At 73.5% G+C, this 12,449-nt stretch carries 14 protein-coding genes; 6 read left to right on the top strand and 8 right to left on the bottom strand.

Features of this window, described 5'->3' with window-relative positions:
- Positions 1-138: 138 nt before the first annotated feature.
- On the top strand, positions 139-702 hold the full coding sequence (locus ACIQ8J_RS02885; RefSeq protein WP_403264123.1) for a DUF1990 family protein: 564 nt from the start codon (positions 139-141) through the stop codon (positions 700-702).
- Positions 703-882: 180 nt separating this feature from the next.
- Here ACIQ8J_RS02885 and ACIQ8J_RS02880 read toward each other — a convergent pair whose 3' ends face one another.
- Positions 883-1,296 (bottom strand): RNA-binding S4 domain-containing protein, encoded by a 414-nt coding sequence (locus tag ACIQ8J_RS02880; RefSeq protein WP_403264121.1) that lies wholly within the window; start codon positions 1,294-1,296, stop codon positions 883-885.
- An 87-nt stretch (positions 1,297-1,383) separates the two neighbouring features.
- Here ACIQ8J_RS02880 and ACIQ8J_RS02875 point away from each other — a divergent pair, with 87 nt between their 5' ends.
- Positions 1,384-1,620 (top strand): DUF2277 domain-containing protein, encoded by a 237-nt coding sequence (locus tag ACIQ8J_RS02875; protein WP_403264120.1) that lies wholly within the window; start codon positions 1,384-1,386, stop codon positions 1,618-1,620.
- 112 nt (positions 1,621-1,732) lie between these two features.
- Here ACIQ8J_RS02875 and ACIQ8J_RS02870 read toward each other — a convergent pair whose 3' ends face one another.
- Positions 1,733-2,368, bottom strand: a complete 636-nt coding sequence (locus ACIQ8J_RS02870) for a DedA family protein (protein WP_403264118.1) — start codon at positions 2,366-2,368, stop codon at positions 1,733-1,735.
- A 216-nt stretch (positions 2,369-2,584) separates the two neighbouring features.
- On the opposite strand from ACIQ8J_RS02870, the gene ACIQ8J_RS02865 reads away from it, so the two are divergent.
- Complete coding sequence (locus ACIQ8J_RS02865) at positions 2,585-3,133, top strand: superoxide dismutase family protein (protein WP_403264116.1); 549 nt, start codon at positions 2,585-2,587, stop codon at positions 3,131-3,133.
- Positions 3,134-3,224: 91 nt separating this feature from the next.
- On the opposite strand, the gene ACIQ8J_RS02860 is transcribed toward ACIQ8J_RS02865, so the two are convergent.
- Together ACIQ8J_RS02860 and ACIQ8J_RS02855 are read right to left on the bottom strand one after the other, a co-directional pair.
- A complete protein-coding gene (locus tag ACIQ8J_RS02860; RefSeq protein ID WP_403264115.1) occupies positions 3,225-3,677 on the bottom strand; it encodes a DoxX family protein in 453 nt (150 codons plus the stop codon).
- An 83-nt stretch (positions 3,678-3,760) separates the two neighbouring features.
- Positions 3,761-5,434, bottom strand: coding sequence for an alkaline phosphatase D family protein (locus tag ACIQ8J_RS02855; protein WP_403264113.1), 1,674 nt, complete (start codon positions 5,432-5,434; stop codon positions 3,761-3,763).
- 184 nt (positions 5,435-5,618) lie between these two features.
- On the opposite strand from ACIQ8J_RS02855, the gene ACIQ8J_RS02850 reads away from it, so the two are divergent.
- Positions 5,619-6,383, top strand: coding sequence for an ABC transporter permease (locus tag ACIQ8J_RS02850; RefSeq protein WP_403264112.1), 765 nt, complete (start codon positions 5,619-5,621; stop codon positions 6,381-6,383).
- Between the two features lie 399 nt (positions 6,384-6,782).
- Positions 6,783-7,364 carry a TMEM165/GDT1 family protein gene (locus ACIQ8J_RS02845; RefSeq protein ID WP_403264111.1) on the top strand — a complete coding sequence of 194 codons (582 nt, stop codon included), beginning with the start codon at positions 6,783-6,785 and terminating at the stop codon, positions 7,362-7,364.
- Between the two features lie 63 nt (positions 7,365-7,427).
- Here the strand turns inward: ACIQ8J_RS02845 and ACIQ8J_RS02840 are convergent, their stop codons facing one another.
- Positions 7,428-8,102, bottom strand: coding sequence for an HAD-IA family hydrolase (locus ACIQ8J_RS02840; RefSeq protein WP_403264110.1), 675 nt, complete (start codon positions 8,100-8,102; stop codon positions 7,428-7,430).
- A 186-nt stretch (positions 8,103-8,288) separates the two neighbouring features.
- Positions 8,289-9,302 carry a peptidoglycan-binding protein gene (locus tag ACIQ8J_RS02835; RefSeq protein ID WP_403264108.1) on the bottom strand — a complete coding sequence of 338 codons (1,014 nt, stop codon included), beginning with the start codon at positions 9,300-9,302 and terminating at the stop codon, positions 8,289-8,291.
- 192 nt (positions 9,303-9,494) lie between these two features.
- Between ACIQ8J_RS02835 and ACIQ8J_RS02830 the strand changes: the two genes are divergently transcribed.
- Positions 9,495-11,537 carry a DHA2 family efflux MFS transporter permease subunit gene (locus ACIQ8J_RS02830; protein WP_403264107.1) on the top strand — a complete coding sequence of 681 codons (2,043 nt, stop codon included), beginning with the start codon at positions 9,495-9,497 and terminating at the stop codon, positions 11,535-11,537.
- A gap of 22 nt (positions 11,538-11,559) precedes the next feature.
- Here ACIQ8J_RS02830 and ACIQ8J_RS02825 read toward each other — a convergent pair whose 3' ends face one another.
- Positions 11,560-12,063 carry a GNAT family N-acetyltransferase gene (locus tag ACIQ8J_RS02825; protein ID WP_403264105.1) on the bottom strand — a complete coding sequence of 168 codons (504 nt, stop codon included), beginning with the start codon at positions 12,061-12,063 and terminating at the stop codon, positions 11,560-11,562.
- A 47-nt stretch (positions 12,064-12,110) separates the two neighbouring features.
- The gene (locus ACIQ8J_RS02820) at positions 12,111-12,443 is read right to left on the bottom strand and encodes an antibiotic biosynthesis monooxygenase family protein (RefSeq protein WP_403264103.1); all 333 of its coding nucleotides are present in this window, start codon (positions 12,441-12,443) and stop codon (positions 12,111-12,113) included.
- Positions 12,444-12,449 lie beyond the last annotated feature (6 nt).

The raw sequence follows: 12,449 nt of genomic DNA, 5'->3' as shown, positions 1-12,449 counted from the left end.
TGGCTGAAAAGTAACCCCTGTGCGGGATGAGGCTCCACCGGTTCCACGGGGCTGTGGGGGCCAGGAGTTCGGGTGCGCGCGGGATTCTGGTGGGGGATGAGTGGGGGATGGAGGGACGGGCCGGTGATGGTGGTCGGAATGCGGAGTCTGCGGGCTGCGTACGCGCGGGCTCGCGCGGCGGAGCCGAGTTACCCGGAGGTCGGTGCCACCGGCGGGCGGACGCTGCCCGCCGGGTACCGCGTGTTCCGGCGGCGGATCCCGGTCGGGCGCGGGCCGGAGGCGTTCGAGCGGGCCGGGGCGCACGTGCTGGCCTGGGGCGCCCAGTCCGGCGCCGGGTTCGGGGTGTTTCCCCGTACGCCCGCCGTGCCCGGCGCGACCGCGCTGGTCCTGCTGCGGGTTCCGGGGCTGCCGTGGCCCAGGATGATCATCCCGTGCCGGGTGGTGTGGACCGTACGCGCCGCCGACCGCATCGGATTCGCGTACGGGACCCTGCCCGGCCACCCCGAGTGCGGGGAGGAGTCGTTCGTCGTGGGGCGCGACGCCGACGGCCTCGTATGGTTCGAGGTCGCCGCCTTCTCGCGGCCCGCCGCCTGGTACGCGCGGCTCGGCGGGCCCGTCACGCGGCTCCTCCAGGACCTGGCCACCCGGCGGTATCTGCGGGGAGTGGCCGCGGCCGTCCGCCGGGGCACGCTGGAGTGGTGACCGGCCGCGCGGGGGTGCGTCCCTCAACTCGACAACATGCCCGAACTGCACTGGAAGTACGGCCACTTCCCCGGGCTCGGGCTCATGGCGGTGGCCTGTTTCGCCATTCAGCGGGGGTTCCGGCGCAACGGCTGGCTGCAGGAGGGCCACCCGCAGGCCGACGCGCCCCGGCTCCTGCGTTCAGCCCGCGGTGCGGCGGCTCTCCGCGAGGCCGCGCAGTCGCTCCATCTCGCGCCGATCGCGTTTGGTCGGCCGGCCGAGGCCCCGGTCGCGCACACCGGCCGCGAGGACGTCCGCGCGGGCGGGCGGCGGCGGGCTGTTGTCGATGTACGCCTCGACGGCGACGGGGGCGCCGACCCGCTTGCGCAGCAGTTTGCTGACCTTGACGATGCGCTCCCGGCCGTCCATGCGCACCCGCACCTCGTCGCCGACCTTCACCAGGTGGGACGCCTTCACGCGCTCGCCGTTGACCTGGACGTGTCCGGCCCGGCAGGCCGTGCCCGCCTGGGAGCGCGTCTTGGTCAGCCGGACCGACCAGATCCAGCTGTCGACGCGTACGGGCCCGGTGCTGGTGCCGTTCGCTGCTTCCGCCATGCCCCGACTCTAGACGCCGCCCGCCGCGGATCCCCCCGGATTTACCGCCCTCGGGGCGTTGTCAGTGGTGTCGGTCACACTTGGGGCATGTGCAGAAGCATCAAGACGCTGAGGCCGCCGGCCATGCCGGAGGAGGCCACCGAGGATGACATCAGGGCCGCCGCCCTGCAGTACGTGCGCAAGGTGTCCGGCTTCCGGGTACCCGCCGCGCACAACCGGGAGGTGTTCGAGCGCGCGGTGGACGAGATAGCCGAGGCGACGCGGGAACTGCTGGCCGGGCTTGAGGTGCGGGGCGCTCCGGCGAGGAAGCCGGCGCAGGGCTGAGCCGCGCCGGCGGGGAAGCCGGTGTGGTGCTGGGCTGCGTCGGCGAGCAGGCCGGTCGGTGCGGGGCTGGGATGGCTGGGGCGTTGGCGGCCCGCCGAGGTCCCGGCCGGTCTCAGGAAGCCGTCGCCGTTCCCGGGGTCGGGCGTTGCATGACGTACGCCGCCAGGCCCCCCGCCGCGAACAGGGCGAACACCGACACCGCCGTGCCCAGCCAGGTCGCGCCCAGCCACTGGCCGCCGAAGTAGCCCAGTCCCACGCTGTACGTCGCCCAGGCCACGCCCGCCAGCGCCGACCAGGGCAGGAACTCGCCCACCTTGCGCTGGGCCGCACCCGCGCCGAGTGAGACGACGGAGCGCCCGGCCGGGGCGAAGCGTGCGACGACGACGAGGGCGCCGCCGCCCCGGTTGAGCGCGGTGCCGAGTCGTTCCTGCGCCCGCGTCAGGCGGCGGGAGCGGGCGATCGCGCGCTCAAGGCGGGCCCCGCCGCGCCGGGCGAGGCGGTACGCCACCAGGTCGCCCAGGACCGAAGCGGCGGCGGCGCAGGCCGCGAGGGCGAACAGATCGGCGTGCCCGGTCGCACCGGCGGCCCCGGCGCCCGCGGTGTTCGCCGAACCGGCCGCCGTGGTGGCCGCCGTGATCACCAGCACCCCGCTGGGCAGCACGGGAAGGAAGACGTCGAGCAGGACGGAGAGGGTGACCACGGCGTAGATCCAGGGGCCGGAAGTCAGCGCCCCCACACTCTCCAGCACGTTCGCTCCTCTGCTGCTTCTCGGCTCCCCGGGACGGTGAATACCGCGTTGTCGCGGGGAAGCGGCAGGGGCGGCGGTACAGCCGTACAGCGTACGCGCGGGCCACTCGAGGTTTCTCTCAGGGGTGGCTGGGTTTCTCTCGGGGGTGGCTGGTGTTACAGCACAGAGGAAAGGGAGCGGGGGCGATCGCGAGGAGTGGAGCGCATGGTCTCAAGGATGTCTGCGGTGCAGGCCGGGGTCGCGGCCCTGGCGGTGTTCGCCGGTGGCGCGCTCGGCCAGGGTGCGGGCGGGAGCGGGCCCGGCGGCCTCGCCCGGTTGCGGGCCGAGGCGCGGTTCTCCCCGCCCGGTGCGTTCCTTCCGTCCCCGGCGGTGACGTACAGCCTCGATCTCGTACCGGCCGGGGCGTGGATCCAGGTCGAGCAGCGGACGGCGCCGTTCGGGCGGGAGGGGACCACGGTGAAGCTGCGGGTGCGGGGTCTGGTGCCCGGCCACGCGTACGGGGTGCATGTGCACCGGGCCCCGTGCGGCAGTCTGCCCGGCGACGCGGGTGACCACTACCGCCACCGGCCCGCCATCGTGCCGGACTCGGCGAACGAGGTGTGGCTGGACTTCACGCCCGATGCGCACGGCGACGGCGCGGCGGTCGCGCACCACGCCTGGGGATTCCGGCGGGGCGAGGCCAACTCGGTGGTGATCCACCGGGACCCCGGCGGCAAGGGGGACCGGCTGGCGTGCTTCACCGTGCCGTTCCAGTCGGCGCGGTAGTCGCGCCCCGCCGGGTGGCGGCATGCCGCTGCCCGGAGTTCGGCGGCTGAACTCCGGGCAGCGGAAGGGGAGTTGGGCCCTGCGTGCGGGCTCAGGCGGCGACGGCCTCGCGCTGCTCGGCGGCCGGGGCGGTGCGGCGGGCGCCCAGGACCTGGTCGAGGGCGAGCGCGCCGGGACCGGTGAAGACGAGGAGCAGGAAGGCCCAGCAGTACATCACGGAGGCCTCGCCGCCGTTCTGCAGCGGAAGCAGCGCGGCGGACTGGTGGACGCTGAAGTAGGCGTACGCCATCGAGCCCGAGGAGACCAGGGCCGCGGGGCGGGTGAACAGGCCGGACATCACGAGGATGCCGCCGACGAGCTGGATCACGGCGGCGTACCAGCCGGGCCAGGTGCCCGCGGGGATCGAGCCGCCGCCCTGCGCGCCGCCGAAGACGCCGAACAGCGAGGCGGCGCCGTGGCAGGCGAAGAGCAGGCCGATGACGATGCGGAACAGGCCGAGCGCATAGGGCCGGGCGCGCTCGGTGTCAAGGGTGGGGGAGGCCATGGGGGGCTCCTTCGGTTGGGGACGTGACCGACGGGAGCCCCCAGGTTAGGCAGCCCTCACTAGTGCTTGCAAGTTCAACATTCTTAATGTCTTGTTTCGGCTGTGTGAATTGAGTCAGGAGGGCCGCCGGGGGTGAGCGGGCGCTCCATCACGGTCGTGAGCCGGGCCGGGCCCGTGCGGCCGCGCCGTGCCTGTTCGAGCCGCAGTCGCGCGGAACGGCCGCGCAGGGTGAGCGTCATGAGCTGGTTGCCGAACCAGGGGCCGCCCGTGCGGCGCCAGTCGAGGACCGGCCGCCCCGCCCGTCCGTGCCGGGCCAGGGCGCGGCCGAGCCGGCGCCCCAGGCGGCTCCAGCCGAAGCGGAATCCGGCCCGCAGCGGGGCCGGAACGGAGTTGTGGATCGGCGAGCAGGTCAACTGGGCGATGTGGGAAGCGGGTTGGGGCGCCGAAATTGGCCAGAAGGGCTCCGCCACGTAGGCGTGGTGCACATCACCGGACAGGACGCCGATGGTGGCGGGCGCGCTCGGGCCCGTCCCCGCGCGGGCGATCAGTTCGGTGAGGCGGCCGAAGGAGGCCGGGAACGCGGCCCAGTGCTCCAGATCGGCGCGGCGCCGCAGATCCTCGCCGACGCGCGCCCAGCGCCGCCCGCGGGCCCCCGCGCACAGCGCCGCGCTCCAGCCCTCCGCGTCATGGACGAGCGGAGGGAGCAGCCAGGGCAGCGAGGTCCCGATCAGCAGGTGGTCGCAGTCGCCGGGAGACTGGAGCACCTGCGATTCCAGCCACCTCGCCTCGCCCTCGTCCAGCATGGCCCGCCGCCCCTCTTCCAGGACGCGGGCCGCCCGGGTGTCCACCATCAGCAGCCGGGTGCGGCCGAAGTCGCGCCGGTAGCTCCAGCGCACGGTTGCCGGATCCGCGTCCGCGCGGGCCGCGAAGGAACGCAGCGCCTCCGTGCCGTCCGGCACGGCCCGCACCGCCGCGTACAGCGGATCGGCGCCGAGCTCGGCGGGGGAGAGGTTGCCCAGGTGCTGGTGGACCCAGTACGTCATCAGGCCGCTGATCACCCGCTCCCGCCACCAGTGGGTGGCGCGCATCCCGGCGAGCCAGGCGGCGCTGGTGTTCCAGTCGTCGATCACGTCGTGGTCGTCGAAGAGGTGGCAGCTGGGGACGGTGGACAGCAGCCAGCGCACCTCGGGGTCGAGCCAGGACTCGTAGTAGAGCCGGGTGTACTCCTCGTAGTCCGCGACCCCCGCGCCCGGGGCGTCGCGCGGATCGCGGCGCGCGGCCAGCCAGCGGCGGGTGTCCGGGGAGACCGCGTCGGCGTACACCTGGTCGCCCAGGAGCAGCAGGACGTCCGGCCGCCCGGCCCCGGGGTCGGCCGCCAGGCCCGCGGCGAGGGCGTCCAGCGCGTCCGTGCCCGTCGGGTCCGGCGCCCGGCGGCAGGAGCCGAACGTGATGCGGAGCTCCGTGTCACCGGCCGCCGGAACGGAGATGGTGCTCGGCGGGAAGCGGGAGTCCGGCAGCGGCCAGACCCTCCGCCCGTCGAGCAGCACCTCGTACGCCGTGGCGGCGCCCGGGGTGAGCCCGCTCACCGGCACCAGGGCGTAGTGGTGCCCCGCGATCTGGAACGTGTGGGAGGCGCCGGACGCGCCGTCGGCGCAGCGCACGTCGACGGTGCCGGGCCGGTCGGCCTCGACCCAGACCGTGGCCGCCCCTCGCGGATCCACGTAGCGCAGCAGCGGTCCCAGGCGAAGCCCGGCCATGTGATGCCCCCTCCGTCGCCGGTCCGTTCGTACGGTACGGAACGACGCGGGGGTACAACAGGTTTCAACTGCCGTGGCGCCAGACGGTGTTGAGCCCTGCCCGGCGGGCGTACGGGCGGTGGCGGGAGGCCGTCGGCGGCAGCCGCGGGCGGGGTGCCGGGCCCCGGCATCGTACGGTGGGCGCGTGCTGCTGCCGGTGAATGTCACGCTCGGGGTCGTCCTGGTCGCCCTGCTCCTCGTCGCGGCTGGCGTCGCCGCGGCCGCGCACCTCGGGCGGCACCGCGAGATCCTCGTCGCCGGGGTGCGCGCGGCCGTCCAGCTCACCGTGGTCGCCCTGGCGATCCACTGGGTGGTCGGCTCCCTGCCGCTGCTGCTCGGATTCCTCACCCTGATGTTCGCCGTCGCGGTCCGCACCGCCGGCCGCCGGATGACCGCCAACCGCACCTGGTGGTGGGCGGCCGCCCCCATCGCGGCCGGTGTCGCCCCCGTCGTGGCGGCGCTCCTGCTCACCGGACTCGTCCCCGTCAAGGGCATCGCCCTGATTCCGGTCACCGGCATCCTCATCGGCGGCGCGCTCACCGCGACCGTCCTCGGCGGGCGCCGGGCCCTTGACGAGCTGACCGCGCGGCGTGGCGAGGTGGAGGCCGCGATGGCGCTCGGCCTGCTCGACCGGGACGCCCGCCTCGAAGTGGCCCGGCCGGCCGCGTCCGACGCACTGCTGCCCGGCCTCGACCAGACCAGGACCGTGGGCCTGGTCACCCTCCCCGGCGCGTTCGTCGGCATGCTGCTCGGCGGCGCCTCACCCGTCCAGGCGGGCGCGGTCCAGCTGTTCGTCCTGGTCGCGCTCATGGCCGTACAGGCGATCGCGGTGTCGGTGGTGCTGGAGCTCGTCGCGCGGGGCAAGATGCATCGGGACCTAGGGGGTGTCCGGTGGGTCAGGGGCGGATAGGGCGCGGCGGCTGGTGCGGTGCATCGCAAGGCGCCGGAGCGTCTTGATAGCGGAGCTATCGGGGCGGTTCGGCAACGCGGCGAGGTGCCGTGCCAGGCGTCGCGACCCCGGCCATGATCCACCGGACACCCCCTAAGGCCCTGACCGGTCGCGTGCGGCATGCCGTAGGCTGGACGGCGCAGAAGGGGAGTAGCTCTTCGCCGGAACGTCGACATACTGCCGAGTCCCCCAGGGGCCCCGGCCGGCGCCCGGAGGCGAGTGCCCGTGAGGGACCCGCCAGCGAGACCTTCGGCCGCAGTGACCATGACCATTCATGGCGCTGCCGTGCCGAAGCGACCCCGGATTCAGCTCGGAACTGCTCTCGGCGCGGCCGTGCCCGACCGATTGAGGAACCCTTCCGTGCTCAGCTTCACGATCATGGCGATCACCTTCGGCGTGATCTTCCTCGCCGAACTCCCCGACAAGACCGCCCTCGCGGGACTCATGCTCGGCACCCGCTACAAGGCCTCGTACGTCTTCGTCGGCGTGGCGGCCGCCTTCGCCGTCCACGTCGTCCTCGCCATCGCGGCGGGCAGCGTGCTGACCCTGCTGCCGCAGCGGCTGCTCCAGGCGATCGTCGGGGTGCTCTTCCTCGCGGGCGCGGCGATGCTGCTCTTCAAGAAGGGCGGAGACGACGAGGAAGTGAAGGCGCCCGCCGACCAGTCCTTCTGGAAGGTGTCCGGGGCGGGCTTCATGCTCATCCTGGTCGCCGAGTTCGGCGACCTGACCCAGATCATGACCGCCAACCTGGCCGCGCGTTACGACAACCCGCTGTCCGTCGGCATCGGCGCGGTGCTCGGGCTGTGGGCGGTCGCCGCGCTCGGCATCATCGGAGGCCGGACCCTGATGAAGCACGTGCCGCTGCGTCTGATCACCAAGGTGGCCGCCTGCCTGATGCTGGCACTCGCCGGGTTCAGCCTGTTCGAGGCGTTCGCGGGCTGAGGCGGCGGATACGAAAACGGCCCCCGTGGTAGGACGGGGGCCGTTTGCTCGTGGTCGGCGCGGTCAGCCGGTGATCTCCAGGCACAGCGTGCCGTCGGGCCGGGCGGCGACGGTGAGGTGCGTCAGATCGGGGACGTACGCCGTGGGGTTGTGCTCGGCGGCGCGCGGGCCCACGCCGACGACCCGCATCCCGGCCGCCAGGCCAGCCGCGATACCTGCCTCGGAGTCCTCGAAGACGATGCAGTCCGCCGCCTCGAAGCCCAGCTCGGCGGCGCCCTTCAGGAAGCCCTCCGGGTCCGGCTTGCTCGCGCCCACGCTCTCCGCGGTGACCCGCACGGCGGGCATCGGCAGCCCGGCGGCCGTCATACGGGCCCGCGCGAGCGCCGCGTCGGCGGAGGTGACCAGCGCGTGCGGCAGCCCGGCGAGGGCGGCCATGAAGGCGGGGGCGCCGGCGACCGGCACGACACCGTCGGTGTCCGCGGTCTCCTCGGCGAGCATCACCTTGTTGTCGGCGTGGTTCAGCTCCATCGGCCGGTCCGGGAGCAGCACGGCCATGGTGGCGTAGCCCTGGCGGCCGTGGACGACCTTGAGCGCCGCCTCCGGGTCGAGGCCGTGCCGCTCGGCCCAGCGGCGCCAGCAGCGCTCCACCACGGCGTCGGAGTTCACGATCGTCCCGTCCATGTCCAGCAGGAACGCGCGGGCGGTCAGGACGGTGGTGGTCGTGGTGCGAGCCGACATCGGCGGACTCCAGGGCGCGGGAGCGGGGTGGCACAGAAAACAAAGGTGATCCCCGCCCGCCGGTCAGGGAGTACAGGCAGGGATCACTTTGTTTCTCCACGATACAAAACGTGGGGCGGGTTGTGCCACCCGCCCCCCTGTTACCTGGATTACCCGGGTCATCCGGAATACCCGGGCCGCGTGGGCCTAGGGCTGGTCCGTCATCGACTCCAGCGCGCGCCGGGTCTGCGGTCCGTACACCCCGGCCGGGTCGCCGTCGACGCCCGCGTACGACTGGAAGGTGCTCACCGCGCGCTCCGTCCCGGCCCCGAACGTGCCGTCCATGCTGCCGCCGTAGAGCCCCAACTGGGCGAGCCGCTGCTGGAGTTCGAGCACCGCGGGCCCGCTGTCGCCGCGCCGCAAGGTGGCGCCCCGCGGCGCGAGCGACTGCCTGCCGGGGCCGTCGGACGGCTGCTGCGACGCGGACGCGGACGGGGACGGCGCGGCCTTCGACGGGCTGGGCGAAGCGGCCCTGGAGGCGGACGGCGAGGGCGGGGCCGACGGCTTCGGGGCCGCGGAGTGGGGCGGGGCGGCCTTTTTCGTACGCGAAGGGACGACCGAGGGCGCATCGGCGGACGCCTGGCCGGTGCCGCTGTACGGCACCCCGGTGTCCACGGCATCGGGCAGCGCCTGCTTCGGCGTGGCGTCCCCGGCGAACAGGGTGCTCGCGAAGGCGGCGGTCCCGATGGCGACAGCGGCGGCGGCGCCGATGGTCAGCGCGGCCAGGCGGCGGTGTTTCCGGTTCCGGGGCGGGGGGTCGAGATCAGCCCCTCCGGCAATTTCGGCCTCTCCGGCGATGGAGGAGCGGGGTCCGGGGCGGAGCCCCGTGGCGCCGAGCGCGCCGCCGGGGGCGTCTTCCGCACTCTCGGCGGACACGGGCCGAACCGGCGCCGCCCCGTCGGCGGAAACGGTGGGCAGCGGTGCCGTCCCGTCGGCGGGCACGGCCCGGAGCCGCATGGTCTCGGCCGCGTCCGGCGGCACGGGCGGGGCGAGGGCGTCAGGGTCCTCGGCGACCGGCGGCACCCCGGCGTTCGGCAGGGTCACATACGGCCGGATCCGCAGCGGGTCGAAGTCCTCCGAGGCGGCGGCCTCCGCCGAGCGTTCGGCGTGCACGGTCTCGGCGGCGCGCTCGGCGCAGACGCAGCCGGGTCTGCCGTCCACCCCGCGTTCCGCACCGCATTCAGGACAGCCGTGTCCGGTCATCGTCGGGTCCCCTCCCCTTGGACTGCGTGCGATTATGCCCGGCGCCCCGCGGGCACCCGGGGTGCGCGGCCAACCCCGGCAGGCCAATTCCGTACATTCCGATCAAGATGGTGAGAGCGAGTCGGAGCACACAACGGATGGGACGTGGCCATGGCTCAGGGAACCGCTCCCGCCACCGTCGCCCCGGGTGAGGGGCAGGAACGGCGGACCGTACTGGTCGCCATCGGCGCGCTGCTGCTCGGCATGCTGCTCGCCGCGCTCGACCAGACCATCGTCTCGACCGCGCTGCCGACCATCGTCAGCGAGCTGGGCGGGATGGAGCACCTGTCGTGGGTCGTCACGGCGTACATGCTGGCCTCCACCGCCGCCACCCCGCTCTGGGGCAAGCTCGGCGACCAGTACGGCCGCAAGAAGCTTTTCCAGGCCGCGATCGTCATCTTCCTCATCGGCTCCGCACTGTGCGGAGTGGCCCAGAACATGGGCGAGTTGATCGGATTCCGCGCGCTCCAGGGCCTGGGCGGCGGCGGTCTGATGGTCCTGTCCATGGCGATCGTCGGCGACATCGTCTCGCCGCGCGAACGCGGGAAGTACCAGGGCCTCTTCGGCGCGGTGTTCGGCGCGACCAGTGTGCTCGGCCCACTGCTCGGCGGATTCTTCACCGAACAGCTCAGCTGGCGCTGGGTGTTCTACATCAATCTGCCCATCGGGGTGATCGCGCTCCTCGTCATCGCCGCCGTGCTGCACATCCCGGTGCGCGGGATGCGGCACACCATCGACTACCTGGGCACCTTCCTCATCGCGTCGGTCGCGACGTGCCTGGTCCTGGTCGCCTCGCTCGGCGGTACGACCTGGCCCTGGGGCTCGGCGCAGATCATCGGGCTCGCGGCGCTCGGCGCGGTGCTGCTCGCGGCCTTCGTCGCGGTGGAACGCAAGGCGGTCGAGCCGGTCCTGCCGCTGCGGCTGTTCCGCATCCGCACCTTCTCCCTCGTCGCCGTCATCAGCTTCATCGTGGGCTTCGCGATGTTCGGCGCGATGACGTACCTGCCGACGTTCCTCCAGGTCGTGCAGGGCATCTCGCCCACCATGTCCGGGGTGCACATGCTGCCGATGGTCCTCGGCATGCTGGTGACCTCGACGGCGTCCGGGCAGATCGTGTCGCGCACCGGGCGCTGGAAGGTGTTCCCGATCGCGGGCACGGCGGTCACGACGGTGGGCCTGCTGCTCCTGCACCGGCTCACGGAGTCGAGCTCCACCTGGGAGATGAGCGTCTACTTCTTCGTCTTCGGCGCGGGCCTCGGCCTGGTCATGCAGGTCCTGGTGCTCGTCGTCCAGAACGCGGTCGGCTACGCGGACCTGGGCGTCGCCACCTCGGGCGCGACCTTCTTCCGCTCCATCGGCGCCTCGTTCGGCGTCGCCATCTTCGGCACGATCTTCACCAACCGTCTCACCGGCAAGCTGTCCGACGCCCTCGCCGGACAGCAGCTCCCGCCCGGCGTCGGCGCCGGCACCATCTCCGCGGACCCGCGCGCGATCCGTCAACTCCCGCCCGCGGCACGGCAACCGGTGCTGCACGCGTACGCCTCCTCCATCACCGACGTCTTCCTGTACGCGGCTCCGGTGGTCCTCATCGCCTTCGTGATCGCATGGCTGCTGAGGGAGGACAAGCTGCGGGGTGCGGTCACCGCGCCCGACGCCAGCCAGACCGTCGCCTCGAACCCCGTCGAGCGATCCTCGTACGACGAGTGCGCGCGGGCGCTGTCGGTGCTCGGTACGCGGGAGGGCCGCCGCGAGATCTACGAGACGATCACGGCGAAGGCGGACCTGGACCTGCTCCCGGCGGCGAGCTGGCTGCTCCTGCGCATCAACAAGTACGGATCCGCCGAACCCGGGGTGCTCGCCGAGCGCAGCCCCGTGCCGCTGCACATCATCACCGAGGCGGCGCGCCAGGTCGAGTCGCGCGGTCTGGCCCGGCGGGAGGGCCTGCCGATGGTGCTGACGCCGCAGGGCCGCGAGGTGGCGGTCCGCCTGGCGGCGGCGCGGGAGGAGTCCCTGGCGGAACTCCTCGGCGACTGGTGGGGCCCGGACCGCCCCACGGACCTGGTCAAGCTGGTCGCGGAGCTGACGGAGGAGTTGTCGGGCTCGGACGCGGAGCAGCCCGGGGGGCCGCCGGTGCCGCGGGATCACGCGGCGTGAGCGGGTCTTCCCGCCCCCCCCGCTACAGCTCCTTCGCGAACCAGCGCTCGCTGTACGGGCCCTCGCTGTACGGGGCCACCTCGCGGTAGCCGTGTTTCGCGTACAGCCCCCGCGCCTCGACCAGATCGTGCCGGGTGTCCAGCGCGAGGCGCCGCGCTCCCAGGCGCCGGGCCGCGTCCTCAAGGGCCGAGAGCAGCGCCCCGCCGCCCCCGGTCCCGCGCGCGAAGGGGCGGACGAAGACCCGGGTGAGTTCCGCCGTCGCCGGAGACGTGCCGTCGATCACGGGAGCCCGCGCGCACAGCAGTACGCCACCGCAGGCCGCGGCCCGGCCCCCGTACCGGCCGACCACGAAGTCCCCCGTGGGCGGCCGCAGTTGATCCGCGCCGTCATCGGTGAGCCCCGCCTCGATCTCCTCGCCGGTGGCGGGCCGGCCGTACCACCGGCTCGCCACCTCGTCGTAGTAGTCGCGGCGCAGCAGGCTCGCGTCGGGGGTGTCGTACCGCTCGGTGGCCATGATCCAGCTCATGGGCACTGCCTATCCCGGCAACCCCCGCCACGGCCACCGAATTTCGCTCACGCCTTGGGCGCGGCCTGCTGCACGACCTCGAAGGACCACAGCGTGGACCCGGAGGCGGCGGGCCCCGGCCGCTCGCCGCCCTCGCCCTGCGCACCCCCGCCGTGCGCGCCCCGCATGGACGTGGCCATCCAGTTCTGGAAGTCCTCCTCGCTGCGCCAGCGGGTGTACACGAGGTACTGGTCGGTGCCCTCCGCGGGGCGCAGCAGCTCGAACCACTCGAACCCGTCCGAGTTCTCCACCGAGCCCGCCCGCGAGGCGAAGCGCTGCTCCAGCACCTCGCGCTGGTCGTCCGGCACGGTCAGTACGTTGATCTTTACGACGCTGGGCACGCGACA

The sequence above is a fragment of the Streptomyces sp. NPDC094147 genome, from assembly GCF_044764265.1.
GTDB lineage: Bacteria > Actinomycetota > Actinomycetes > Streptomycetales > Streptomycetaceae > Streptomyces.
Note: the sequence above shows the minus strand (reverse complement) of the source record. Positions and strands in the feature narration are given on the sequence as shown.

What these genes read in the sequence shown, in the direction of transcription:
- ACIQ8J_RS02885 (WP_403264123.1), top strand. Translation starts at nt 139, where the DNA reads ATGCGGAGTCTGCGGGCTGCGTACGCGCGGGCTCGCGCGGCGGAGCCG.
- ACIQ8J_RS02880 (WP_403264121.1), bottom strand. Translation starts at nt 1,296, where the DNA reads ATGGCGGAAGCAGCGAACGGCACCAGCACCGGGCCCGTACGCGTCGAC.
- ACIQ8J_RS02875 (WP_403264120.1), top strand. Translation starts at nt 1,384, where the DNA reads ATGTGCAGAAGCATCAAGACGCTGAGGCCGCCGGCCATGCCGGAGGAG.
- ACIQ8J_RS02865 (WP_403264116.1), top strand. Translation starts at nt 2,585, where the DNA reads ATGTCTGCGGTGCAGGCCGGGGTCGCGGCCCTGGCGGTGTTCGCCGGT.
- ACIQ8J_RS02860 (WP_403264115.1), bottom strand. Translation starts at nt 3,677, where the DNA reads ATGGCCTCCCCCACCCTTGACACCGAGCGCGCCCGGCCCTATGCGCTC.
- ACIQ8J_RS02855 (WP_403264113.1), bottom strand. Translation starts at nt 5,434, where the DNA reads ATGGCCGGGCTTCGCCTGGGACCGCTGCTGCGCTACGTGGATCCGCGA.
- ACIQ8J_RS02840 (WP_403264110.1), bottom strand. Translation starts at nt 8,102, where the DNA reads ATGTCGGCTCGCACCACGACCACCACCGTCCTGACCGCCCGCGCGTTC.
- ACIQ8J_RS02830 (WP_403264107.1), top strand. Translation starts at nt 9,495, where the DNA reads ATGGCTCAGGGAACCGCTCCCGCCACCGTCGCCCCGGGTGAGGGGCAG.
- ACIQ8J_RS02825 (WP_403264105.1), bottom strand. Translation starts at nt 12,063, where the DNA reads ATGAGCTGGATCATGGCCACCGAGCGGTACGACACCCCCGACGCGAGC.